Source organism: Aestuariivita sp., assembly GCF_049276915.1.
Classification (GTDB): domain Bacteria; phylum Pseudomonadota; class Alphaproteobacteria; order Rhodobacterales; family Rhodobacteraceae; genus Aestuariivita.
On record NZ_JBASXK010000158.1, the window covers coordinates 1 to 24,729 of the forward strand.

Annotated in this window: 24 protein-coding genes; 4 read left to right on the forward strand and 20 right to left on the reverse strand. The window is 59.4% G+C overall.

Annotation, left to right across the window (positions count from 1 at the left end):
* Positions 1 to 44 precede the first annotated feature (44 nt).
* Positions 45 to 2,237 carry a transglycosylase domain-containing protein gene (locus WAO69_RS16485; protein ID WP_422181129.1) on the reverse strand — a complete coding sequence of 731 codons (2,193 nt, stop codon included), beginning with the start codon at positions 2,235 to 2,237 and terminating at the stop codon, positions 45 to 47.
* A gap of 251 nt (positions 2,238 to 2,488) precedes the next feature.
* Between WAO69_RS16485 and WAO69_RS16490 the strand changes: the two genes are divergently transcribed.
* Both WAO69_RS16490 and WAO69_RS16495 read left to right on the forward strand, forming a co-directional pair.
* A complete protein-coding gene (locus WAO69_RS16490; RefSeq protein ID WP_422181131.1) occupies positions 2,489 to 2,827 on the forward strand; it encodes a P-II family nitrogen regulator in 339 nt (112 codons plus the stop codon).
* Positions 2,828 to 2,856: 29 nt separating this feature from the next.
* Entirely contained in the window at positions 2,857 to 4,194 is a 1,338-nt protein-coding gene (locus tag WAO69_RS16495) for an ammonium transporter (protein WP_422181133.1), read from the forward strand.
* 241 nt (positions 4,195 to 4,435) lie between these two features.
* Here the strand turns inward: WAO69_RS16495 and WAO69_RS16500 are convergent, their stop codons facing one another.
* The 12 genes from WAO69_RS16500 to WAO69_RS16555 form a co-directional block, all read right to left on the reverse strand.
* Entirely contained in the window at positions 4,436 to 5,620 is a 1,185-nt protein-coding gene (locus tag WAO69_RS16500) for an aromatic amino acid transaminase (protein WP_422181135.1), read from the reverse strand.
* Positions 5,620 to 6,477, reverse strand: coding sequence for a 3-mercaptopyruvate sulfurtransferase (gene sseA / locus WAO69_RS16505; protein WP_422181137.1), 858 nt, complete (start codon positions 6,475 to 6,477; stop codon positions 5,620 to 5,622). The genes WAO69_RS16500 and sseA overlap by 1 nt, the downstream gene beginning before the upstream one ends.
* A gap of 113 nt (positions 6,478 to 6,590) precedes the next feature.
* Positions 6,591 to 7,067 carry an SsrA-binding protein SmpB gene (smpB, locus tag WAO69_RS16510; RefSeq protein ID WP_422181139.1) on the reverse strand — a complete coding sequence of 159 codons (477 nt, stop codon included), beginning with the start codon at positions 7,065 to 7,067 and terminating at the stop codon, positions 6,591 to 6,593.
* 179 nt (positions 7,068 to 7,246) lie between these two features.
* Positions 7,247 to 7,891 (reverse strand): DUF1523 family protein, encoded by a 645-nt coding sequence (locus WAO69_RS16515; protein ID WP_422181141.1) that lies wholly within the window; start codon positions 7,889 to 7,891, stop codon positions 7,247 to 7,249.
* A gap of 10 nt (positions 7,892 to 7,901) precedes the next feature.
* A complete protein-coding gene (locus WAO69_RS16520; RefSeq protein ID WP_422181143.1) occupies positions 7,902 to 8,168 on the reverse strand; it encodes a hypothetical protein in 267 nt (88 codons plus the stop codon).
* Between the two features lies 1 nt (position 8,169).
* Positions 8,170 to 9,534: a DUF6638 family protein gene (locus WAO69_RS16525; RefSeq protein ID WP_422181145.1), complete on the reverse strand. Its 1,365-nt coding sequence runs from the start codon at positions 9,532 to 9,534 to the stop codon at positions 8,170 to 8,172.
* Between the two features lie 49 nt (positions 9,535 to 9,583).
* Positions 9,584 to 11,515 carry an ATP-binding protein gene (locus WAO69_RS16530; protein ID WP_422181147.1) on the reverse strand — a complete coding sequence of 644 codons (1,932 nt, stop codon included), beginning with the start codon at positions 11,513 to 11,515 and terminating at the stop codon, positions 9,584 to 9,586.
* 74 nt (positions 11,516 to 11,589) lie between these two features.
* The gene (locus WAO69_RS16535; RefSeq protein ID WP_422181149.1) at positions 11,590 to 12,711 is read right to left on the reverse strand and encodes a hypothetical protein; all 1,122 of its coding nucleotides are present in this window, start codon (positions 12,709 to 12,711) and stop codon (positions 11,590 to 11,592) included.
* The gene (locus tag WAO69_RS16540; RefSeq protein WP_422181151.1) at positions 12,704 to 12,874 is read right to left on the reverse strand and encodes a hypothetical protein; all 171 of its coding nucleotides are present in this window, start codon (positions 12,872 to 12,874) and stop codon (positions 12,704 to 12,706) included. The genes WAO69_RS16535 and WAO69_RS16540 overlap by 8 nt, the downstream gene beginning before the upstream one ends.
* A 2-nt stretch (positions 12,875 to 12,876) precedes the next feature.
* The gene (locus tag WAO69_RS16545; protein WP_422181153.1) at positions 12,877 to 13,953 is read right to left on the reverse strand and encodes a hypothetical protein; all 1,077 of its coding nucleotides are present in this window, start codon (positions 13,951 to 13,953) and stop codon (positions 12,877 to 12,879) included.
* 190 nt (positions 13,954 to 14,143) lie between these two features.
* Complete coding sequence (locus WAO69_RS16550; RefSeq protein WP_422181154.1) at positions 14,144 to 15,352, reverse strand: aminopeptidase P family protein; 1,209 nt, start codon at positions 15,350 to 15,352, stop codon at positions 14,144 to 14,146.
* Between the two features lie 98 nt (positions 15,353 to 15,450).
* On the reverse strand, positions 15,451 to 16,236 hold the full coding sequence (locus tag WAO69_RS16555) for an alpha/beta hydrolase (RefSeq protein WP_422181156.1): 786 nt from the start codon (positions 16,234 to 16,236) through the stop codon (positions 15,451 to 15,453).
* Between the two features lie 83 nt (positions 16,237 to 16,319).
* On the opposite strand from WAO69_RS16555, the gene WAO69_RS16560 reads away from it, so the two are divergent.
* Together WAO69_RS16560 and WAO69_RS16565 are read left to right on the forward strand one after the other, a co-directional pair.
* Positions 16,320 to 17,795 carry an NAD-dependent succinate-semialdehyde dehydrogenase gene (locus WAO69_RS16560; protein WP_422181158.1) on the forward strand — a complete coding sequence of 492 codons (1,476 nt, stop codon included), beginning with the start codon at positions 16,320 to 16,322 and terminating at the stop codon, positions 17,793 to 17,795.
* Positions 17,796 to 17,973: 178 nt separating this feature from the next.
* On the forward strand, positions 17,974 to 19,140 hold the full coding sequence (locus tag WAO69_RS16565) for an MFS transporter (RefSeq protein WP_422181160.1): 1,167 nt from the start codon (positions 17,974 to 17,976) through the stop codon (positions 19,138 to 19,140).
* Between the two features lie 114 nt (positions 19,141 to 19,254).
* Here WAO69_RS16565 and WAO69_RS16570 read toward each other — a convergent pair whose 3' ends face one another.
* The 7 genes from WAO69_RS16570 to WAO69_RS16600 all read right to left on the reverse strand — a co-directional run bounded on the left by WAO69_RS16570 (position 19,255) and on the right by WAO69_RS16600 (position 24,704).
* Entirely contained in the window at positions 19,255 to 19,707 is a 453-nt protein-coding gene (locus WAO69_RS16570) for an Hsp20 family protein (RefSeq protein ID WP_422181162.1), read from the reverse strand.
* 126 nt (positions 19,708 to 19,833) lie between these two features.
* Positions 19,834 to 20,643, reverse strand: a complete 810-nt coding sequence (locus WAO69_RS16575) for a trypsin-like serine peptidase (RefSeq protein ID WP_422181164.1) — start codon at positions 20,641 to 20,643, stop codon at positions 19,834 to 19,836.
* Positions 20,644 to 20,645: 2 nt separating this feature from the next.
* Positions 20,646 to 21,464, reverse strand: coding sequence for a trypsin-like serine peptidase (locus tag WAO69_RS16580; RefSeq protein WP_422181166.1), 819 nt, complete (start codon positions 21,462 to 21,464; stop codon positions 20,646 to 20,648).
* 63 nt (positions 21,465 to 21,527) lie between these two features.
* Positions 21,528 to 22,850: a glycolate oxidase subunit GlcF gene (gene glcF / locus WAO69_RS16585; protein ID WP_422181168.1), complete on the reverse strand. Its 1,323-nt coding sequence runs from the start codon at positions 22,848 to 22,850 to the stop codon at positions 21,528 to 21,530.
* A complete protein-coding gene (locus tag WAO69_RS16590; RefSeq protein ID WP_422181170.1) occupies positions 22,851 to 23,198 on the reverse strand; it encodes a hypothetical protein in 348 nt (115 codons plus the stop codon). It abuts the gene before it with no gap.
* 34 nt (positions 23,199 to 23,232) lie between these two features.
* Positions 23,233 to 23,592: a hypothetical protein gene (locus WAO69_RS16595; RefSeq protein WP_422181172.1), complete on the reverse strand. Its 360-nt coding sequence runs from the start codon at positions 23,590 to 23,592 to the stop codon at positions 23,233 to 23,235.
* The gene (locus WAO69_RS16600) at positions 23,589 to 24,704 is read right to left on the reverse strand and encodes an FAD-binding protein (RefSeq protein WP_422181174.1); all 1,116 of its coding nucleotides are present in this window, start codon (positions 24,702 to 24,704) and stop codon (positions 23,589 to 23,591) included. The genes WAO69_RS16595 and WAO69_RS16600 overlap by 4 nt, the downstream gene beginning before the upstream one ends.
* Positions 24,705 to 24,729 lie beyond the last annotated feature (25 nt).

Consider the following 24,729-nt stretch of genomic DNA (forward strand, 5'->3'; position numbering starts at 1 on the left):
CAACCTCCCCGCCGGTATTTGTAAGCAAGAAGAAGCAGGGGGGGTCACCGATCCGTCCTTGGTGCCGGGCCCGGGCTGCCGCCGCCGCCCAGAATATCGTGCAAAATCCGGTTCAGGACACTTTCCACGGTTTGTTGCGTCGCAGATGTCCCACGGGATGTTGGTGCGCCGCGCGGGGCTTGCATGGGTAGCGGGTTTACCGGCAACCCCTCGTGCACCCGCACCATGGTCTCGCGCCAGATCTCGGCGGGCAAACCGCCACCGGTTACACCGGTCAACGGAGTATTGTCGTCATAGCCCATCCATACGCCTGCAACGTAATCGGCAGAAAAGCCGATGAACCAAGCATCCCGCGCCGCCTGCGTCGTGCCGGTCTTGCCCGCCACCTTGCGATCGGGCAGAGCCGCGCGGCGACCTGAGCCTTCGCTGACCACTTTTTCCATCATCCAGATCAATTCACGCGCGGCACTTTCCTGGATGACGCGTTCGCCGATGCCACCATCTGAACCCATCAAGGGTTCCTCATCGCCCAGCAGGCGCAGTTCAATCATTCCATAGGGCTCTACGGACGACCCCCCGTTCAGGATGCCGGCATAGGCCCCTGTCATCTCGGTCAATGTGCTTTCCGAGGCCCCCAGGGCCAGCGCCGGTCCAAGGGCCAGATCGCTTTCGATCCCGAACCCTTCGGCAACGGCACGCACGGTTTCGCGCCCCACCCCTTCGGAGATTTTCACCGCCGGGATATTCAGCGAGTCCTTGAGCGCATGGGTCAGAGTGACCTCGCCGAAGAATTCATTGCTGTAGTTCCGCGGGCACCAGTCTCCGGAGCCCGGGATCGTGATGCAATAGGGCGCATCAATCACGGTGTCCAAAGGCGAATATCCCAGATCCAGCGCGGCTCCATAGACAAAGGGTTTGAAGGACGATCCGGTCTGGCGCAGAGCCTGCGTGGCCCGGTTGAAGCCCCCCGGCACACGGGACTTGCGCCCGCCCACCATCGCGCGCACCGCGCCATCCGAACTCATGACCACAACAGCGGCCTGCGCCTTGGACCCTTCGCGCACCTTGTTTTCAAAGATGTCTTTCAGCGCCTCTTCGGCTGCCCGCTGCAACCGCTGATCCAACGTGGTGCGAATGATCACGTCTTCGGTGGTGTTGCGCGTGAAATACTCGGGGCCCGATGACATCACCCAATCTGCGAAGTAGCCCCCCGCGCGCGCCTCGGCCGCTTCGCTCAGTTGCGCGGGAGACGCCATCGCCAAGGCCCGATCCGTATCACTCAGAAACCCCTGCTCATTCATCAGGCGCAGGATCGTCGCTGCACGGTTCTGCGAGCGTTCGAGATCATTGGTGGGTGCAAACCGCGTTGGAGCGACGAGCAATCCCGCCAGCATCGCGGCCTCGGCCGGGTTCACTTCAGCTGCAGATTTTCCAAAGTACCGCTGGCTGGCCGCTTCGAACCCACGCGCGCCGGCACCAAGGAAGGCGCGGTTCATATAGATGGTGAGAATATCATCCTTGGAATACTTGGCCTCAAGCGCCAGCGCATAGATCGCTTCCTGCGCCTTGCGCACCAGCGAACCGCGGCGACATTCGGCCTCATACTCGGCCTCTGTCACACCGCCCGCCGGATCGTAGGGCTCTCCCAGACAAAGCAGTTTGGCCGTCTGCTGGGTAATCGTCGAGCCACCATGCCCCGACAAAGGTCCGCGCCCTTCGCTGAGATTGATGCGCACGGCACTGGCCACACCACGCGGGCTGACCCCGAAATGGCGGTAAAAGCGGCGGTCCTCGGTGGCGATGATCGCATTCTTGAGATGCGGTGAGACCGTATCCGTGGTGACGACACCGCCGAACTGCTCTCCGCGCCAGGCAAAGACTGCGCCATCCCGATCCAGCAATGTCACCGATCCTCGTGCACGCGCATCCAGAAGCGCATCCAATTCGGGCAGTTTCGTGTACTCGACAGCCACGGCGACCGAGACGATCAGCGCGAAGGCTGCACCGGTGACCCAGGTGATCCGCCAGATCAGTCGCATGAACCATGACACGATCGCGCCGATGAAGCCGCGCAAACCCGGCTTGCGCGCGCGGGTCTTGCGACCGCCACCGCCGCCAGAGCGCTTGCGCGCCGGTTTCGCTTTTGGCTTTGCCCGTTTGGCCACTGGCTTTGATGCCCCACCGGGATATCGCCTGTCTGCAACCAAAGGCGGTTTGCGCCGCCGTGAATCACTCATTCTGCGCCCTGCCCGGCTCTGTTTTTTGCCAACATAGCCTGCATGGATGGATTTGTTGAGTGGTCTTCACAGTAAATCAATCATACCCATTATGACCATTTTTTAATCAATTTTACTTTTTTGTGCAAAAATTATGCAACTTTCCCCAACTCACCCCCTCCGCGAAGGGGCAATCCGTTCCCTTGGGCCACCGTTCACGCTTTTCCTGCCTGTGTAAATGCAGGGGAGCCTGCCTACAGAAGGGGATGCGTGTGAAACTCATCATAGCAACAATCAAGCCGTTCAAGCTGGAAGAGGTCCGCGAAGCGCTGACCGAGGCCGGCGTGCGCGGTATGATGGTGACCGAAATCAAGGGGTTCGGATCTCAATCCGGCCACACCGAAATCTATCGCGGCGCGGAGTACGCGGTCAATTTCGTACCAAAAATCAAACTGGAAATCGTCGTAGCGGCTTCGATGGTCGATCAGATCGTCGAAACGATCACGAGAACCGCTCATACCGGCAAGATTGGTGACGGCAAGATTTTCGTGCTCGACGTGCAGCAGGCCATTCGCGTGCGCACCGGCGAGACCAACGAAGACGCCCTTTGAGCGGCGCAACGAATAGGGAAATCAGACGGATGACACTTCTCAAGACTCTTCTTCCGGCCGCCGCACTTGTTGCGCTGCCGAGCCTGGGCCTGGCCCAGGACGATGGCCCCGTGCCGGGTGTGAACCCCTCCACGGATATGGTCTTTATCATGAACTCGCTGCTGTTCCTGATCGGCGGCTTCCTGGTTTTCTTCATGGCCTGCGGATTCGCCATGCTGGAAGCCGGCCTCGTGCGGTCCAAGAACGTGACCATGCAGCTGATCAAGAACATCTCGCTGTTTTCAATGGCTGCGATCTTTTACTATCTGATCGGCTATAACCTGATGTACCCGCTGGGCACATGGATGATGGACGGCATACTGTCCGGCGTCTGGGGTCCCGGTGTTCTGGAAGCGGTCGGCGTGACTGCAGAAGAAGCCGATGACTATGGCTATGCGGCCACATCCGGCGACTTCTTCTTCCAGCTGATGTTCTGTGCGGCAACCGCCTCGATCGTTTCGGGCACCGTCGCCGAGCGCATCAAACTGTGGCCTTTCCTGATCTTCGTGATCGTTCTGACATCCATCATCTACCCGCTGCAGGCGTCGTGGAAATGGGGCGGTGGCTTCCTGGACGAGATGGGCTTCCTGGACTTTGCAGGTTCGACCGTTGTGCACTCTGTGGGTGGCTGGGCCGCTCTGGTTGGTGCCATCATCCTTGGACCGCGTATCGGCAAGTACAAAGACGGCAAAGTTGTCCCGATGCCTGGTTCGAACCTGGCTCTGGCGACCCTGGGCACGTTCATCCTGTGGCTGGGCTGGTTCGGCTTCAATGGCGGCTCGCAGCTGGCCATGGGCTCGGTCGGTGATGTCGCGGATGTTGGCCGGATCTTTGCCAACACCAACACGGCTGCTGCCGGTGGTGCGATCGCAGCTCTGATCCTGACGCAGATCCTCTACAAGAAGCCCGACCTGACCATGGTGCTGAACGGCGCATTGGCCGGTCTGGTGTCGATCACCGCCGAACCGCTGACCCCTTCTCTGGGCGCCGCAACGCTGATCGGTGCCGTAGGCGGTGTGATCGTCGTCTTCGCAGTCCCGTTCCTCGACAAGCTCAAGATCGACGACGTGGTCGGTGCCATCCCGGTGCACCTCTTCGCCGGGATCTGGGGCACCATCGCGGTGGTCTTCACCAACTCCGATGCGTCGCTGGGCGTGCAGCTCTACTCGATCCTGGTTGTCGGTATCTTCGTGGTCGTGACCTCTGCGATCGTCTGGTTCATCCTCAAGGCGACGATGGGTATCCGCGTCACCGAAGAGGACGAGATCAACGGTCTGGACATGTCCGAACTGGGCATGGAGGCCTATCCGGAATTCTCCAAAGGCTGATATCTCCTCCCATCAGCCTTAGACCAACTGCCCGGGCGTTCGCGCCCGGGTTTTTTGTTGTTCGGATGCGCCCCTTCGGGGGCAAGTGTTTCCGGCTGGTATGAGGGGCCAGCCCCTCAAACTCCCCGCCGGTATTTCACGGCAAAAAGAAGCATGAGGTCACACCCCAATGCTTCTTCTTGCTGAAAATACCGGCCGCCGGAGGCTCTTGCACTTGGCCACCATGACCGATGGTGGAGAGTCAGACGCCGACGTCGACAATCGCCCGGGCCAGAATCGGAATGGTTTTCGCATTCAGACCCGCGATGTTCATCCGGCTGTCCCCGATCATGTAGATGCCATGTTGAGTGCGCAATTGCTCGACCAGTTCGGGGCTGGCTCCGAGACGCGAGAACATGCCCCGGTGTTGGGCCAGGAAGGCAAAGCGGTCCGAGCCAGTGAGGCGCTGAAGCTCATCGGCGAGGTCCTGGCGCAGGCTCAGCATGGACAGGCGCACATCCTCAAGTTCACGTGCCCAATCCGCGCGCAAGTCGGCATCATTCAGGATCATCGTGACCAGACGCGCCCCGTGATCAGGTGGGAAGGAAAAGTTCTGACGGTTGAGGAAGGCCAGCGTGTCCTGATTGAGAGCATGAGCACTGGTGTCCTGGGATATCGCCATCAGCAACCCCGTGCGTTCTCGGTAGATGCCAAAGTTTTTCGAACAGCTTGCCGCGATCAGGCATTCCGGCACACTCGAGGCGACAAGACGCGTCGCTTCGGCATCGGCTTCAAGACCGTCGCCAAAGCCCTGATAGGCGATATCGACCATCGGGATGGCACCGGCTGCATTCAGCACGTCGATCACGGCTGCCCATTCCACGAGGTTGAGATTGGCACCGGTCGGATTGTGGCAGCATCCGTGCAGCAGGACGACATCGCCACGGCGGACGCCTTTCAGGTCTGCCAGCATACCTTCGAAATCTACGCCGCGTGTTTCCGCATCGAAATAGCGATAGCTGACGGTTTCGATGCCAAGATAGTTCAGGATCGAGAGGTGGTTCGGCCAGGTCGGATTGCTGACAAAAACACGTGCATCCGGGTTGGCCATCTGGATCAGTTCAAAAGCCTGCCGGACGGCCCCGGTGCCACCCGGCGTGGCGGCCGCGGCAACGTTATTGCGCGGCACTGCATCCGCGAGGATCAGCTGGATCATCGCATCCGAAAAGGCCGGATCGCCGGCCAGGCCCACGTAGGCCTTTGTTTGCTGTTCTTCCCAAAGACGGTGTTCGGCAGCCTTGATTGCGCGCATGACGGGCGTCACGCCTTCGGCATTCTTGTAGACACCGACGCCGAGGTCGATCTTTGTGTCGCGGGGGTCCTCCCGATACATCTGCATCAACATCAGGATCTTGTCGGCGGGCTGTGCTTTGAGTTTTTCAAACATCAGTTCTCTCCGGTTGCGACGGGCAAAGTGGGAAAGGCACCCCATTCTGACCAGGATCCGTCATAGACGGACCAATCTGTTTTCCCCAGCCGCTCCATGGCAAGCGCCAGGATTGCGGCGGTCACGCCCGAGCCGCAGGTGGTGATTGCAGGCTTGGCCAGATCGATGCCCGCAGCTTCAAAGGCAGCGCGCAATTCCGGTACATCCTTCATCGTTCCCTTCTCGGTCAGCAGGGTTTGAAACGGCAGGTTGCGCGAGCCCGGGATGTGGCCAGAGCGCAAACCTGCGCGCGGTTCGGGATCGGTTCCTGCAAAGCGCCCGGCAGAGCGTGCGTCAATGATCTCATGATCCCCAAGCTTGGAGGCAGACGAGACCTGCGTGACATCGCGCACAAGCTGGTTTTGCACACGCACCGTCATGTGACGATCACGCACGATCGGCGGCAGATCTTCGATCGGGCGTCCTTCGGCCTGCCATTTGGGAAATCCGCCATCCAGAACGGCGACATTGTGCTGACCCATCAGCCGAAACAGCCACCACACGCGCGCGGCGGAATTCAGGCCGGCCCCATCATAGACAACCACCTGATGTCCATCGCCGATGCCCATGGCACGCATGCGGCTCATGAACTTTTCCGGCGGAGGTGCCATATGAGGCAGTTCCGAGCGATTGTCGGACACATCATCAATGTCAAAGAACCGCGCGCCGGGAATATGCGCGGCGTCATATTCGGCTTTCGGGTCGCGTTGAACGGTGGGCAAATACCACGATCCGTCCAGAATGCGCAGATCAGGGTCTTTGAGGTGAGCTGCCAGCCATTCAGTGGAGACCAGCGTTTTCGGATCGTCAGCAGACATGAGCCATCCCTTTCGGCAACGGTTTGGTGCTTAGCGCCTCTGGGGCAGGGCTGGCAACCCGGAGCAGCAAACCCAAGCGTCGAAAAAGTGTCTCAGGAAGCCAAAATCCTGTTTTAGCGGTTCTCTTTGAGCAAACGCTGCTTTTGGCGTGACCAGTCGCGCTTGGCTTCGGTCTCCCGCTTGTCGGCGTTCTTTTTGCCCTTGGCGATGCCCAGTTTGATTTTTGCCATGCCCCTATGATTGAAATACATCACGATGGGCACCAGCGTCATCCCCTTGCGTTGCGTGGCGTTCCACAGATCCGCCATCTCCTTGCGGCTGACCAAGAGCTTGCGGCGGCGACGTTCTTCATGGCGAAACGCCTTGGCCTGAGCATAGGGGGCGATATAGCTGTTCACCAACCAAAGCTCACCCTCTTCCACGGTGGCATAGCTTTCAGCGATGTTACCACCATTTGAGCGCAGCGATTTCACCTCGGAGCCTTCCAGGATGATCCCGCATTCGATGTCCCGATCGATTGCATAGTCAAACCGCGCACGGCGGTTTTCGGCGATAACCTTGTAATTGGGATCTGATTTCTTCTGTACCATGACGCGCAGATGTAGGCCGAGATGGCACCTCCCACAAGACGCATCCTTCCTGCACGCTCAGAGAGAGGACAGCTTGGATGAGGGAAGGAAACTCAAACCTCCCGCGAAACCTGACACCCTCTTGGTACCTAAGATGACGCGCGCAATCAAAAGCGCGTCTTGCCCGCGAAAGCCTGATCTCAGCGCGAACGCCAGCTGTTCAGCCAGCGGCGCAGGCGGCCGCCTTTCTCATGCATGGCGTCGCCTGCTGCGTCGAAACTGTCGCCGATGTCCTCAAGCACCGGATCGATTCGGGCCTGACGGAACCTGCGCCAGCGTACCCAGACCGCATATACAAAAGCGACAAACACCGTCAGGAAGATAATGTTGAACCAGTTGATCGGGCGGTAATCGGGACCGTCCACGGGTTTGAGCGCCACGGCATTGGGAAAGGACGAAAAGAATTCATTGCGCCAACCATAATGGCGCACGACCACCCATTCGGGATTATCCTTGGTCGAGACCAGATCAGCCGCTTCTGTGTAAAGATTGGCGGTATCGAACTTGAAGTAAGGCGGCCAGCGCCAGCCGGTGTCTTCGTTACGATAGACCCGCACACGTCCGTTTTCATTGATCGCCTGAATGAACTGCACATCCCGGTTGATCAGCGCGGCAGCCTGATCATCCGGTGTCGCCCAGAAGATGCGTGTCCAGTCGTTGAGTTCCTGACGCTCTTCATAGGTATTCACGATGCGCACGACATCATTCTGGGGCAGCGTATAATGCAGAAACGCCGCGATTGACCCCCAGAAAAGGGCAATGATTGTCCATTTCAAGTAACGCATCGGCCCGTCCTTACATAAAGTTCGTCACATAGATCAGCAGGGCAATCACAACCAGGGGCACGACATAGACCCCAAGGATCAGCTTGCGGCGAATCGAGCCGTCATACTCCTCAAGACCTTCGCGAATGAAAGTCTCCTTGTCGCCGCCAATACCTTCCTGATGCCAGCGCTCTTCCAGTTTCGTGCGTCGCACCGAGCGGGAATAGAATGACAGGCAGACATAGACGATCGTCAACGCCACAAAGAGAGTTACCATAAGCCTTGCCGCGCCAAGCATCCTACCGCCTCCTTATCGCACCCCAGGGGCCAACACGCGCCACCAGATCCGCATTCGCCGCCCGCCGCGGCAGTGGCGGCGGGGTTGCATCATCCATATCGGGCTCACGCCCGAACAATGCCGCGCGCGCTCCCGCCCTATCCACCTGATACTCGCGCAGCAGGAAATCAACCACATAGTCCTGTTTCGTTTCCGGCCATGTCGCATAACGGCCATAGAACAACCGTTTGTGACAAATGAATGTCTGGCGAAAATCGCGCGGTGTCAGCTCGCTCAGCAACATGTTGACCAGATCGGCCACCGGCGTGGCAGCCGCCCTGAGAGTATAGAAATACGCCGGATGTTCCGACGAGATCCGCGGCCATTTCCCCTTGGTTTCAGCCCAGCGCACAAGATCACCAAGCGCATCGAACTCGGGCGGTAAACGCCCTGCCATCTGGCGTGCCAAACGACGCATATCGGCGCGCGTGGTGGCACTGAGATCCAAGCCGGCATCCGCCGCTGCCGAGATCAGCACGAAATCGATCTTCTGGCGCAGGATCGCCGCAGCATCCACACCGCGCGCCGTGACAATCGGTTCAACCAATCCGTTCAGATCAAGGAACTTGGCGATGTGATTGCGATCGCCAAGATCAAACACATGTTCCAGCGGGACCGTGCCCAGATCCTGCTTCGGGCCAACCGAGATAACTGCCGGATGCTCAAGCCCGCGAAAAACATAAAGGCCCCCGAACAGCGCCGTCCAGACATTCACCTGCTCGAAACTCATGTGTTTCAGACGCACGGGATTGCGCGCGATATCCCCGGTTTTCTTTGCCAGCGTGATCATTTCGGCGATCAGAACATCATCGAACCAGGCGTCGTCCTCGGTCTTGAATCGATCAACCAACCCCGCCAGCTTGTCTGCAGTCGACAAGGTTCCACCGGCGGTATCCGCCTCGATCTCGATCTTTCGGATGTCGAAAAGCTGCTCGGGCGTGGCGACCTCATAGACAGAATTCACCAGTTCCCCGGCCACCGCATCGCGCGCCGTGAGCGCAAAAAGCTGCGGTTCGTTCTCTTCGATGAACCGGCGGATGATATCGCGGGAATTGGAGAATTTCGCGTTCAGCAGCGGGGCTGTTTTCTGTTCTGTCGTCAGCAGAATGAACTGCCGGTTCACGCCGGCATGGTTCAGATAGAGATGATCGCCCAACTCATCGCCGACCTCGGGAGAATAGCCCGAGATATCGATATGAAAATCGGTCAGTTCAGTCTGTTTCCCGGTCAGATGCTTGAGCGCGCGGTTATAGCGTTCGACCAGGACGGGCGATGCGACCTCGATCAGATTGCCGAACATGAGGCCGGCTTCAATGAGGCGTTTCATGACGTCAAACCCTGCTCGGCCAGGGACAGGGCCGTGCTCACGCCGCCCATCAGCCCTTGCCCTCCAGATAGCGTCGCTTGGCCTCTTCTGTGCGCGCGAAATCACGCACCATCGTGTCGATCGCCACCTCGTCCGACTTGTCGGCATAGCGAAACTCACTGTCGGCATAGCGGTTGATCTCCTGTATCACCATGTCGACGGTGATCGGCTGGCGCAGGTCCTTGATCATGCTCAGCTTGGTGTCATAGGGCTGAAACAGGAACAGATCGGGCTCCTCCATCCATTCATCTGACAATTCGAAATCCATCGCGCGCAATTTGACCGCGTCGGTGATGTTCTTGATCGCGCGACCCGTGAACCGTTCATCCGCCGCCTGGATAGCCTTGAGATAGGCACCAAGCTTGGCGATGGTATCCAACTCACCGAGATCCTCAGACACCTGCTCATAGACCCGGACCAGCCCCTCTTCCTGCGGGAGGTTGTGGGCGGCAAAGGACGCCGACACCGCGCGCTTTATCTCCTGCGCCGCATAAAGCTCATGCGCACCCAGAGGGATGTCGTGGTTCCTGCCCATCAGCAGCGCAAGAATGTCGATGTAATCCTCCCGTGTCTGCGGACCATCCACAAGGAACCGAGCCCCGGCGCGCTGGCGCAAGGCATCATCCACGTTCTCGGGATAATTCGAGAACATGCCAAAGGTGCAATTGCCCCGCACCACCGTGTTGGCTCCCGCAAAGCTTTCCATCAGCACGGCAGTGATCTCGAGCTGACCCGAGCTCGACTGCCGATCACCACGTTTGCCCGCCAGCGTGTCGATATCGTCGATCGTGCCGAAGCCAATCACCGAAGGGTCGATCACGTTGTTGACAAAGGCCTTGGCGTTCTGTCCGGACTTGCCCTGATAGCTGTCGATATTGTCCGTGCTCAGGTTCTGATAACGAAACGGATAGCCTGCGATCTGACAATATTCATTGATCATGCCCGCCATCATCTGGATCAACGTGGTCTTGCCGGTGCCGGGCTTGCCATCGCCCATGAAGGTAAAGATGAACCCGCCCAATTCGACAAACGGATTGAGCCGACGCTCGAAATCATAGGCCATGATCATCTTGGCCAGACGCATCGCCTGATACTTGGCAATATGGTTGCCGACGACCTCATTCGGCTTCTTGAACGTCATCGTCAGGGTGGTGGATTTGGCCTTGCTGGCCGCCTCGAACCCGCGAATGGTCAGATTATCCGCCTCCACCTTCCAGGCAGCGCTGGTGAAAGGCTCAAGACGCGGCGCGCTCCCGGCCCGCGCGGCCACTTTTGCCATCAGTTGCTCGCCATAGGCCGCAACCGTTGCCACCAGATGTACATCATCCACCGCATGTTCCGCGATGTCCTGATCAAGCTCCCAGAGCGCACCATGCAATGCCAGTTGCCCGTTTTCGCTCAGAACTTCCTCGACCTCACCGACCTCGACAGTGACCTCCGACAGGTGGGACGACATCAAAACCGCCAGCGCATTGCCCAACACATGCAGCGAGATCAACGCCTCGGCTGCCAGCAATTCGCCAAACTCGGCCCTGCGCGCCGACGGCAAATCGCCGGCCAGATTGGCCCGCTTCAGATCGGCCAGCGCCGTGCGCTCGGCATAGGCCTCACAGACCGCAAGAGAAATCGCCAGAGCGCGACGCAGGGCGTGCATCACCTGAGCCTGCGCAGGCGAGACCAGTTCATCATCGCCATCCGCCGCCTCGATCCGCGCCAGAAGCTGCACGCCCCCACTGGGCTCGACCCGACGCGTCGCCAGGCCAGGCGTGGTCGAGCGAAACCGTCGCCGGGTCCCAAGTCCGGAGGATCGCTCCCGGGTTTCCACCACAGCCCTGCCGATCCGGGGCGCATGATCAAAGCCTTGCAACAGGATCAGCGCAACAGGGTAATGTTTCACAATATCCGCCTCGGGCAGCTCCATCAGATCAGACGTCAAACTCATCTCGAAATCCCGTTCTTCATCTTGCTTCAAATATCCCCGCCGGAGGCTCCCTCAGGCGACCCATATGCCTCACCTCAGTATCTCAGAACCCGCCCGCCCGCGCCGACGACAAACTTGCGCACATCCGCAAACCCGGGCGGGTTTGTTTCTGACAAGACCTGATAGGGACGCTGAGGAAGAATGATCGCACGTTCCGTCCGTGTTGCCCCGGTTTCCGCGCCGCGTCCGCCGAATGGATCCAGCAGAAACACCTCGCGCTCCACATTGGAAAACCAGCCCGTCCGTTCTTCGCGCACGCGCTCGCTCTGCAGCGTTTCAGCCGTCCAGGCCAGCGCCCAGTCCTGCCCCTCGGGTGCGCGGGCTTCGTCCAGAACCGCCCGCAAAGGGCCGGATTGATCCGTGAAGGCGCTCGAATACATCGGCCCCAGATGAAACCGTCGCAAGCGTTTGGGGTGCAGATCAGCGAAATCCTCGTCAAAACCCTGCGCGATCGTCACCAGCTTGAGCCCGCCCAGCGACTGCGCCATCAGATGCGCGTTGACCTCGGGCCATCGGCGTTCATCCTTGGGCAGGGCGACCTTGCCGGTGTCTTCCAGCTCCATCAGGTAGATCACCGGCAGATTGACCTGGCTGTCATAGACCGCCCAATGGATCAGGAACCTGCGGCGCCGCTCGTCAATATTGCCCTGCCACTGGCAGACGGGGTGGTTTTGCGCCCAAAACAGCTCTCCGCGCAGCAACTCCTCATAATAAAACCGCTGGCTCAGCGCGAATTGCAGCTTGGTGGGCAGTTCCTGATCCGAAATGATGACACGCGCCATCTGATCTTTCAGCTGCTCGGCCGTGGGCATGCCATCTAGATGCCCGCGGGCCTGCTGGGCGTCATTGGCCATCGTCAACAACTCGGCGATCATCGGAAAACCACTCTCGCGCCGGTCAATGGCAAGCGAGCCGAAGAACCGCCCGGTGTCACGCCCCACCAGCAGATATTTCATCGACAAGGCGCGAAACGTGAAGGTCAGCATCGTGCCATAGCGGGCAAGGATCTTTACCTCTTCGCGGCTTAATCCGTCATCTGCCTCCATGACCGCCGCGACACGGCCCAGATGCCCGGTGATCGCTTCGAACTTGCGAAAATACCGGCGCGACGCAAAGCGATCCGTCAGCCCGCTGGGGTCAACGCCCGTTTCACTCATCCCTGACTTTCGGTTTGCGCAATCGCGGCAACCACATCAGGCCAAGACCGATCGCACCCAGAACGATTCCCCCCAGTTCGACCTCACGCGGGAGCAGGTCGAAATAGGCACCGATCAACGAGGCGACCCACAAAGCAATCAATAGGAACGAGAGTTTCTGCATATTCATGATCCGTAGAGGTTCTTGTCATGTTTCTCGATGATCTTGGCAAAGCGCCGGGCAAAGCGTTCATCTGCCTTGGCTTTCGCCTCCAGCACATCGCGGGCAAAGACCATGTGATCTTCGTGCTTTTCCATCATCTCGGCCATTTTCTGATTGGTCGCCGTCCCGATGGCCGCCATGGCGGACTGCGCCTCCTGATCGGTTTTGACACCGATCTCATTGATGCGATGCGCCACGTCTTGTTGTTGCGCGGTTTTCAGCGACTTGGAGAGCGCGTCATATAGCACCACGCGCTGCTTGGTATCCGTCTGCAGCTTGTTGATCAGAACCATCTGAGTCGCCGCCTGGTTCTGCAAGCTGTCGACCCATGTCTTGCCCTTCTCGATATAGCGCTCCAGGGTTTGGGACCGGGCAAGTTTGACCTGCTCGTCCTGCACCATCTGATTGTACTGCGTGTTCAGCGCCGCAAGTTCGGTTTCAAGCTTGGTGCGCGCGGCGGCGTCCTGTTCGACCGAGATCTTGTTTTCCAGCGCTATGATCTTTGGATCCATGTCTTGAATATCGCGGCGCAGCGCTTCCAGTTCACCGACAACCGCCTCCCGCTCATCCAATGTCGCCGAGAGGTTGGTCTCGACCTTCACCTTCTCGCCTTCAAGCATCTCAAGCTGGCTTTGCAGCAAGGTCACAATCACATCCGACTTGGCGATCAGATCATGTAGCTTGTCGTCGATCGAGGCCGTGCGCATCCGTTCCTGACGCATGGATTCCGACTTGCCGCGGGAAAACACGCCGACAAAGCTCTCCCAACCGGTCTTCGAGCGCATCTCGTCAAAGTCTTTGGAAAACGCCTCGGTGACATCGTCCAGCCCCATGATCAACTCGGCGATATTGGCGTTCATCACATCCGTATGGGCGTGCACATCCTCAAGCGTTGCATTTTCGATATCTATCGCAGCATCCTCACCGGCCACGATCTTGGCCCGTGCCGCCTCGATACGTGCGGAAAGCTGCGCGATCTCGGCCTGAGTCTTGGCGACCTGCTCCTGCGACTCCTGAACCATTGCATCAAAATCGGCCATGAAATGCGAACCTCCAAAGAAACTGTTACTGTCCATATAGGTGATGTTAAGATCATTTACATCACCCGGTCTTTTGCTTTTGACAAACTGTTGCAAATGCAAAGAGCCATTGGAAGAGCAGAGTTGGAGCGCGCATCGCACTGACCTCACGCATGGCCGCGCAAGATCAGTGCATCAGATGCATGCGGGATCAGCCGACCACGTTGAACTCGGGCCCGTAGGGATAGCCGGTGATGTTCTCGTTCCCATCTTCGGTGATGACCAGAATATCGTGTTCACGATAGCCGCCAGCACCGGGTTGATCGTTGGCGATGGTCAGCATCGGCTCCATGGAAATCACCATGCCCGGCTGCAGGATCGTGTCGATATCTTCGCGCAGTTCCAGACCGGCCTCCCGGCCAAAATAGTGGCTGAGAACACCGAACGAATGTCCATATCCAAAGGTGCGGTATTGCAGCATGTCGCGTTCTTCGAAGAATGCGTTGATCTTATGGGTGACCTCGGCGCAGCTGACACCGGGCACCAGAAGGCTCATCCCGTATTCATGGGCGGCCACGTTGGCCTCCCAGACCTTCAGGGACGCCGCATCCACCTCGCCCACGAAGAGTGTGCGTTCCAGTGCCGTGTAGTACCCCGAGATCATAGGGAACGTGTTCAGCGACAGGATATCGCCCCGCTGCAGTTGGCGTGCAGTGACCGGGTTATGTGCACCGTCGGTGTTCAGCCCGGATTGAAACCACACCCATGTGTCGCGGTATTCGGCGTCCGGAAACCGCTTGGCGATCTCGGCTTCCATTGCATCCCGCCCGGCCATGGCAACGTCGATCTCGCGCGTGCCCACCTTGATCGCATCGCGGATCGCATAGCCGCCTGCATCGGCAACCTGCGCGCCTTGCCGGATCAAGGCTATTTCTGCGGGCGACTTGTGCATCCGCTGGCGCATGGTCGTTGGAGCGATATCCACGGTCACGGCGGGTTTGAGGAAATCCTCAAGCTTTTCGCGCTGCATGATGGTGAGATGATCACCCTCATAGCCCACTATCTTTCCTTCGCCGCAGACAGACAGGATCGCACGCCAGAAATTGTCACGCTGCCAGTCGGTATAGGTGATGTTGTCGCCATGACATCTGCGCCATGGCTGGCCTGCGTCGATGCCTGCACTGATGGTCACGCTCTCGGTTTCGGTCACGACCAGACCGTAAGGCCGTCCGAATGAGCAATAGAGAAATCCCGAGTAATAGGCGATGTTGTGCATGGAGGTGAAAACGGCCACCGAACACCCCGCATCCTCCATGCGCTGGCGCAATCCTTTGAGGCGGGCTTCATACTCAATTTCGGCGAATGGCAGCGTGGCCTTTTCACCATTGTGATAGCGATACATATCTGGGCGAGCGGTCATGTCAGACCCTCCTTTTCAGAAAGGTCCCGGCGTACAGGACAAGGGGAAAAAACCGTTGGAGCGACGCCATCGTTCCGGCCCGTGCAGATTGCCCGAACTCACGCGCCGGTCAAGAGGCGGCTCAAATCGCTATCGGCGTCAACCAGCGCATCAATCACATCAAAATGGTGTTTGCCTTGCGCGATATGGCATTCCACGGACCAGGCCTCGGCCAACCACCGCGCCTGATCAAGGAAAGCCGGACGCTCGTCACCACCGACCCACACCGTGACCGGCACATCCGGAACAGGCTGATGCACCGGGCTTTCCGCACGCGCCTCGGCTCCATCCATGCCGAAGACGTCATTCATCGAGGTCCGCAACAAAGGCTCAAGATCCGAGAGCGGAGAGATCGGAACAACCCGTGCGATTCTCTGGGCCACCGCGAAGGGCAGCATGCCCGGCTCAAGCATCCGCGCCACCAAATGCCCGCCCGCCGAATGCCCCGTCAGCGCCAACGGCCCCTCGGCGCGATCGGCCACTGCCGATACGGCGGCTGCGATCTGATTGGTGATCCCCGAAATCGCGATTTCCGGACAGAGCGTGTAGGATGGCATCGCCACCGACCATCCCTGCGCCAATGATCCTGCCGCCAGATGTGACCAATATGTCCGGTCGAATGCCTTCCAATAGCCACCATGCACAAAGACGACCGTACCCCGCGCTGCGTCAAGGGGGTGAAAGAGGTCGAACACTTCCCTTTCGCCCGCACCATAGCGCAGCCCGAGCTCGGCGCGCGCGCCCAGCGCGTCACGAAACTGAGCGGCCTTTGCCGCCCAACGCGGCGGATAGGCATCGGCACCGTCGATATAGGCCGAATTGGCATAGGCATCATCCAGTTCCACGCGCGTCTCTCCTGATCTGGCTCTGGACAAACCTATCTCCAACTGGTTTCCCTCTGCGAGTAAAATCTCGCGGAGGGAATGCCATGCTGGACGCCACAACCGATCTGAAATCGCTGCTCAAGGACCCAAGCCTTCTGGAAACCCGTGCCTATATCGGCGGCAAATGGGTGGATGGTGACAATGGCACATTTCCCGTCACGAACCCTGCGCGTGGCGACGTGGTCGCCGAAGTCGCCGATCTCTCGCGCGCGCAGGTGGCCGGTGCGATCGCTCAAGCCGAAGTCGCGCAGAAAGAATGGGCAAAGTGGACAGGCAAGGAACGCGCGGCTGTCATGCGAAAATGGTTCGATCTGATGATGGAGAACGCCGATGATCTGGGCACGATCCTGACTGCTGAGCAAGGCAAACCTCATGCCGAAGCCAAGGGCGAGATCGCTTACGGGGCCTCTTTCATCGAATTCTTCGGCGAGGAAGCCAAGCGCATTTATGGCGAGATGATTCCCGGCCACCAGCGTGACAAACGCATTATGGTCCTCAAACAGCCAATCGGCGTGGCAGCCTCGATCACTCCGTGGAACTTTCCGAATGCGATGATCACCCGCAAGGCCGCGCCAGCGCTGGCCGCGGGCTGTTCCTTTGTTGCGCGTCCCGCAGCCGAGACTCCGTTGAGTGCCATTGTCATGGGTGTTCTGGCCGAACGTGCGGGTATTCCCGCAGGCGTGTTCAATATCCTGCCCTCGTCGCGGTCTTCGGATATCGGCAAGGAATTCTGCGAAAACCCCGCCGTGCGCAAACTGACCTTTACCGGCTCGACCGAGGTTGGTCGCATTCTGCTGAAACAGGCGGCCGATCAGGTGATGAAATGCTCGATGGAGCTGGGAGGCAACGCCCCATTCATCGTCTTTGATGACGCGGATCTGGATGCTGCCGTCGAAGGCGCAATGCTGTGCAAATTCCGCAACAACGGTCAGACCTGCGTCTGCGCAAACCGCATTTATGTGCAGGCCGGCGTTTATGACGCCTTCGCCGCCAAGCTGAAAGTGGCTGTGGAAAAGCTGAACGTCGGGGATGGCCTCAGCGACGGTATCACCACGGGTCCGCTGATCAATCAGGACGCGATCGACAAGGTCCTTGAGCATCTGGGCGACGTCACAGCGAAAGGCGGCGCAATTCTGACCGGCGGTTCGGCACATGCTTTGGGCGGCAATTTCTTCCAGCCTACAGTGGTCACCGGTGTCACTCAGGACATGAAAGTCGCGCAGGAGGAAACCTTCGGCCCTCTTGCCCCTCTCTTCAAGTTCGACAATGAGGACGAGGTGATCGCAATGGCAAATGACACGATCTTCGGCCTTGCTGCCTATTTCTATGCCAAGGATCTCAGCCGCGTCTACAAAGTGGCCGAAGCTCTGGAATACGGCATTGTCGGTGTGAACACAGGCATCATCTCGACAGAAGTCGCCCCCTTTGGCGGCATCAAGCAATCCGGCCTTGGCCGAGAAGGCAGCCATCATGGCATCGAAGACTACCTGGAAATGAAGTATGTCTGCATGTCGGTGTAATGCAGCGGCCGTTTGACGGACGTCGGATACACATCCGGCGTCCTGATCAACCGCAACCGGCAGGCACAGCTACCCGTCTTCGCTTCCAAACCCGACCGGCGCTCCGATCGCCGACCGTTCGCGTCGCAACCCTGCGCCCTCAAGTCATCTTGGGGGCGTTTTCATTCGGACCCACGCCATGACCATCGCACGCAGTCCACGCCTGATCACCCTGATCCTGATGACAGCCGCCACAACCCTGTCCGTGAACATGTTTCTGCCCTCGCTGCCTGCAATCGCCGAGGCGTTCGACATCAGCTACGGCACTGTAACCCTGTCGATTGGCGGCTATCTGGCGATGACGGCTGTCCTTGCATTGATCATCGGACCTCTGTCAGACCGGATCGGTCGCCGCCCCACCGCGATCTTTGCCGTCACCGGGTTTCTGCTGGCCTCTCTGGGCTGCGTTCTGGCACAGAATTGGGCGATGTTCCTGGCCTGTCGTCTTGCCCAAGGCGTCATGGTGTCCGGCTATATCCTGGCCAGCGCCATCGTGCGCGACACCCGCGATCAAACGGAATCGGCCAGTCTTTTGGGCTATATCGCAGGCTCCATGGCCATCGCGCCGCTGCTTGGGCCCATGCTGGGCGGGCTGTTGCAGGATATGTTCGGCTGGCGCGCCAACTTCATGCTATATGCTGTGCTTGCCGCCCTGCTGTTGATCGCCATCGTGCTGGACCTGTCGGAAACACGAAAACTCTCGGGCACAGCGCGACCGGGCCCGGGGCCCTTGCTGCGCGCGCCGCAATTCTGGGCCTATGCGCTGACTGTGGCGCTTTCGACCTGTGCGTTTTACGCCTTTCTGGCCGGTGTTCCGATCGTTGCGGCCCAAACCTATGGGCTGAGCGGAACAACACTTGGAATAGGATTGGGAAGCATCACGGCGGGCTTTATGGTCGGCAGCTTTGCCGGAGCGCGTCTGGGTCCACGCTTTGGGCCGGATCGCATCATGCTGGTGGGGCGCATGATCTCGATCACCGGCCTCGGTGCCGGCCTGATCGCCACGATGACACTGCCCGCAACGCCGCTTGCGCTGTTTGGCTTCACCATCTTCATAGGTATCGGCAACGGTTTCACCACGCCCACAGCCAACGCAGGCGCAATGAGCGTGGACCCAAGCCTTGCGGGCTCGGCTTCGGGGTTCACCGGAGCCCTGACAGTGGGGCTCGGCGCTGTGGCCACAACGTCGATGGGTGTGATCATGACGGCAGCACCGACGCCCGAGACCCTGCTCAAAGCTCTTCTGGCCATCAAACTGGCCAGCCTTGTCAGCGCCTGGATCGCCTGGCGCGGCAAGGCTGTTTGACCGGGGACAGGACTTGCAGAGCAGAGGCCGCCCACATCAGGGGCAAAGCCCCGGAACGGCAAACGGCCCAAAGCTTGCGCTTTGAGCCGCCAAACCAAGACCCGAGGGAACGGCTTAGTTTACGCTGCCTTCGATGGCTTTCGCAGCACCAGAAATTTCGATACGGCGCGGTTTGAGTGCTTCGGGCACTTCGCGCTTGAGGTCGATATGCAGCATCCCATCTTCATGCGCTGCACCGGTGACATGCACATGATCGGCAAGCTGGAACTTCCGTTCGAACGCGCGGGTGGCGATACCACGGTGCAGAAAGGCGCGCTCGCCATCCTCATCCGCTTTGCGGCCCGAAACAATCAGGCTCTGCTCACGCACTTCGACGTTCAGTTCGACATCCGAAAAGCCCGCAACCGCGATCGAAATGCGATAGGCATCATCGGCAGTCTTTTCAATGTTGTAAGGGGGGTACGTGGACTGGCTGACATCATTGGTCAGAACCCGGTCCATCAGGTCGGCGATCTGATCGAATCCGACAGTTGCACGGTACAGGGGTGCAAGATCAAAACTACGCATGGTCTATATCCTCATCTATGAGCGATTGACGTGTATGTGCCCTCCGGAACGGACGGGCGGTTGGTAAAGGCGAGACCCGAATTTGGCATCCCGCTGCACCCGACATAGGAAGCCATCAAAGAGGGTTCAAGACCCGCCCGGACGCACGAATTTGGCACCAGACGAGGCGCGCCCGTCTCCGGCACCCAAGCGGCGCACTCCGGGGAATGAAGGCGATGCACCCTGACGGCGCAGATCGGCTTTCAATCCGGCCACGACATCGGGAAGCGCCATGCCCACTGAGACCAATGTGCCATCCAGACGCACACCGCCGGAAATGATCGACACGATACGCCCACGCGTCCCGTTGCTGACAAAGACGGGCGCACCGGACGAGCCGAAACTCACATTGCAATCAAACGCCATCAGCGGCGGTTGCTGGGCAACGATGCGACAGCTGCGCTGGCGCGACAATGCCTCGGCCCGCCCTTCAGCATAGGACGTCACGCTGATCTCGCTGCCCTCTACAGCACCCTGATGCAGGATGAATGGATCGGCATCTGTCGATGTGATCGGCGTGCTCAGACGCAAGAGCGCGACATCATGGGGCACATTGTCCATGCTCATCCCGGCTTGGCGCTGATAGGCATCCGGCACGGCAAAGGCCACAACGTCGCGCTGCGCAATCGCGACGCCGTCGCGCAATCCGGCACGAAAGGTCAGCTCGCCCGGCTGGCGCAAACGCATTCCATCAAATACGCAATGGGCGGCCGTCAGAACCAGATCCGATGCAATCAGCGTTGCGGTGCAGAAACCGCCTTGTGCCGTATCAAGACGGCCAACGGCTTCCCATCCCAACAGATCATCGCGATCACTCAGGCGGCGCAATCCATCTGACTGCGCAATGGCCAGATCTGCGCAAAACAGCGCAAGAACCCCGGCGACAAGCGCGCGCATTCTCATGGCTTGACGAATTTGGCGCCTGTGTCGCGGCGCTGACCATTCACCGTTACTCTGCCGATGCGCGGGGCAGCCGCAATGCCATAGCCACCGCCATTGGCCAGATCGGCAATCAGCAGGGCCAATGGCTCCTGCAATGACGTTCCAAGCGATACGTTTTGCCCGTTCACCTCTGCCTTGGCCGATACAACTGACACGATTTGCGGCTTGCCACCCTCGAATGAAAAGACAGGTGACCCTGAGGAGCCGAAATCGACATTGCATGACATCACCAGAACCCCTGCCTGCCGCGCCATCACCCGGCAGAGTTCTTGCAGGGCCGGTGCTTCGGATCGATCATGGGCATAAGAGACGACTCCGATCTCGTCACCCTTGCGGGGGCGTTGTGCCGTTTCAAACGGAACCACCGAGGTATTGCGAATGGGGTGCTGCAACTCCAGCAGAGCAACGTCATAGCGCACGCCCTCGGGCGAAACGCTGCCGTCGAAATTATAGTCCGGGTGGACGACCGCACGACGCACATCGCGATATGCCGAGGCACGCCCATTTCGCCATCCGGCCATGAACTGGATGCTTGCCGGATCGACCCGCGCCCTGGTCTGTTTGTCAAAGAGGCAATGCGCGGCCGTCAGAACCAGATCGGGAGCGATCAGCGCCCCGGTGCAAAATCCTTTGCCATCTATGTCAAGGCGCCCCACAGCATCCCAACCGCGACCCGCGTCGCTGGTATCAAGGCTTTTCAGACGCGCATCCTGCGCGGATGCGGGCATCCCCACAACCAGACAGGCAACTGCCAAAAGCCACTTTCCCAAAGCCATCCACGCCTCCATGTTGCTCAACGGCTAACAAGCGGCTGCGGCTAAAATGGGGCGATCAGAGGGCTATCGCAGGATGGGGACCTCAAGCGGACGTTTTCCGTCTGCGGTCAGGGCCGGCGGTTGCGGTCCGCCCGTTGCCCAATCCAGCAATTCCACCGTATGCACGATTGGCACTCCGGTCCCTGATCCGATCTGCATCATGCAACCGATGTTGCCAGCGGCAATGATATCGGGGTTCTTGGCTTCCAAGGTCTCGATCTTGCGCGCCTTGAGCTGTTTGGAAATCTCGGGCTGCATCAGGTTGTAGGTGCCTGCACTGCCGCAACACAGATGGCTGTCGCGCGGCTCGACCACCGTGAATCCTGCGCGTTTCAGCAAGTCTTTGGGGAAGGTTTTGATCTGCTGGCCATGCTGCAGAGAACAGGCCGCATGATAGGCCACCGTCAACGTCTTCTTGTCACCTTCTGGCAGGTCAAGCTTCATCAACAATTCGCTGATATCCATAGCCAGTTCCGAGACCCGCGCGGCATCCTTGGCCAGCGGCTCATTTCGGAACATATGCCCGTAATCCTTCACGGTCGTGCCACAACCGCTGGTATTGATCACGATGGCATCAAGACCCGCCCCATCCATCTCACCAGCCCAGGCCGTGATGTTCCTGGCAGCGGTCGCATGGCTTTGCGCAGTCTTGCCCATGTGATGCGTCAGCGCCCCGCAACAGCCAGCACCCTGCGCCACCACAACCTCGCAACCCAGACGCGTCAGCAGACGGATCGTGGCATCATTGATATCCGTATTCAGCGCTTTTTGCGCGCAGCCCGTCATCAGCGCCACACGCATCTTCTTTTCGCTCTGGGGCGCAAAGCTTTGCGGATCATCATTGCGCGACACGGGAGGGATGGTCTTGGGAGCCATCTCGAGCATCGCCTTGAGCCGCGCATCCGGCATCAGACGGGCAAAGGGGCGACCGATCTTTGCGCCCAGCAAGGCGACGCGAAAGCGCATCGGATAGGGCAGGATATGCGCGAGAATCCAACGCAACACGCGGTCTGACAAGGGGCGCTTGTAGCGCTCTTCGATGTACTCGCGCGCATGATCGACCAGGTGCATGTAATGCACGCCCGACGGGCAGGTCGTCATGCAGGCAAGACACGACAGACAGCGGTCGATATGCGTGACCGTCTTTTCATCCGGCTCGCGGTTGTTCTCGAGCATGTCCTTGATCAGATAAATCCTGCCTCGAGGACTGTCCAACTCGTCTCCCAGCACCTGATAGGTGGGACATGTGGCGGTGCAAAAGCCGCAATGCACACAGCTGCGCAGTATCTCGTTGGATCGCGCAATTGCGGGATCCTTGAGTTGAATATCCGTGAATTCCGTTTTCATCTAACCTGCAACCGCCCGTGCAATCAAAAGTCCAAACCAGGGTATCGTAGCCCCCACGGCGGCCATCGCCGCTGTCCAGCGTCGCGCACCGGGTGAGCCGATCATCAGGCGCAGCACGTGCCCCATGAGCGCCATTGACGACACCCAAGCCCCCCAGAGCATCGCCGCTGCCAGACTGCCCGGCGCTCCCAGCATCGTGGCACCGATGGACAATACCACCATGGCCATCGTCAAAATGCCCAAACGGCGCACCGCAGCCACGCTGGCCTGAGGCCGCATCAACCAGAGCACGATGCAAGGCCCGCCGACAAACACGACCGCATAGGTCAATATCCAGGCAAATGTCATGGTTTGGCCCCTTCCCGCTGTTGCATCATCACCATCACAGGAGAGCTAGAAACAAGACACCCAACAGCGCCGAAAGCACCAGGTAAAGTATCGTGAAAACACCGCGCGCCGCCCAGACGCGCTCGAACCGTCCAAGATAGAGGTGATAGAACATCCCTGCGATCGACGCCGAAATCAGGCCTGTGGCAATCGCCGCCAGACTGAGTGGCGTGATGCCGAAAAGGGGCGCGTCGCGCAAGATCGCAAGAAACACAAGACCACCCGCCAGCGCCATGATGCACTGCGCAATCAGCGCTCCACGGGGGCGATCAGACATGAGCGCCAGCCCGCCAAAGACACTGGCAGAGATCACAGCCACGGGGAGTGCTTCCATCCACATAATTCTCTCCATCATGCTGTGTTCATCAATCCAGCATTCAGCATGCCGCGCGGATCAAATCGCGCGCGCAAACCTGCACCTATCGCCGCCAAGGGCGCGGGTTCCGGGTGGAACATGCCCAGCGCATCGCGGGTTTCATCATCCGCTCGCACGATGGTGGCATGGCCGGACAGGTCACCCAGTCTTGCCCGCAGATCAGATCCCGCCGGAAGCAGCAGCCAGACCAGCCCCCCGCCCCAATCATAGATCGCGTCCGTTGGCCCGATCCGTGCAACCAGTTCAGGCGCATCCGAGGGCTTGACCGACACGCGCCAGACATCCCCATCAACCCCGTGGAAAGGCACAGCGTCGCGCACCTCGACCCAGAGGGTAGCTGACACCTCGCGACCGGTCTTGAGGGAGATCTCTCCGAAGCCGGACAGAAGTTTGGTCAATTCACTCACGCGATAGGCGACGGAGGCCTCGAAGCCTTCCACGCGGACCAGAGTCTGACCCTGTTTGGGCAAATGCGCCGCACCTGTCACATCGAACGGAGACCCCAGCGCCACCGACAGCGCACGAACGGCCTGCACATCATTCGCGCCAGAGACCACAACTGTGGTTTCGGTCTCGGGTTGCGGCAATACCTTCAGAGAGACCTCGCTCAGAACGCCCAATGTCCCGCGCGCGCCGCACTGCAGTTTTACCAGATCATAGCCGGTGACATTCTTCATCACCCGGCCACCATTCTTGATGATCTGCCCGGCGCCATCGACATAGCGCACGCCCAGCGCGAAATCCCGGCAGGCACCGCATTGAATCCGGCGTGGACCCGAGACATTGGCCGCGACAACGCCGCCGATCGTCGGCTCTCCCGTGGTGCCAAGAAGACCACGATGATCCATCGGCTCAAAGGCCAGTCGCTGGTTTTCAGCCGCCAAAGTTGCTTCGATCTCGGCAACAGGCGTGCCCGCCTGCGCCACAAGGGTCAGCGCACCCGGTTCATAAAGGGTAATGCCATTCAGACCGGAGGTCGTCAGCAACTGGCCATCGGGCGTCATGCCGCGCGTGCCGCCACCCTGAACGGCGAGGGGCGCGGACGCTGTGGCCACCATATCGGCCAGTTCGGCCTCGCTCTCGGGTCTCATGATTTTCAACTTACTGTCTTTCTCC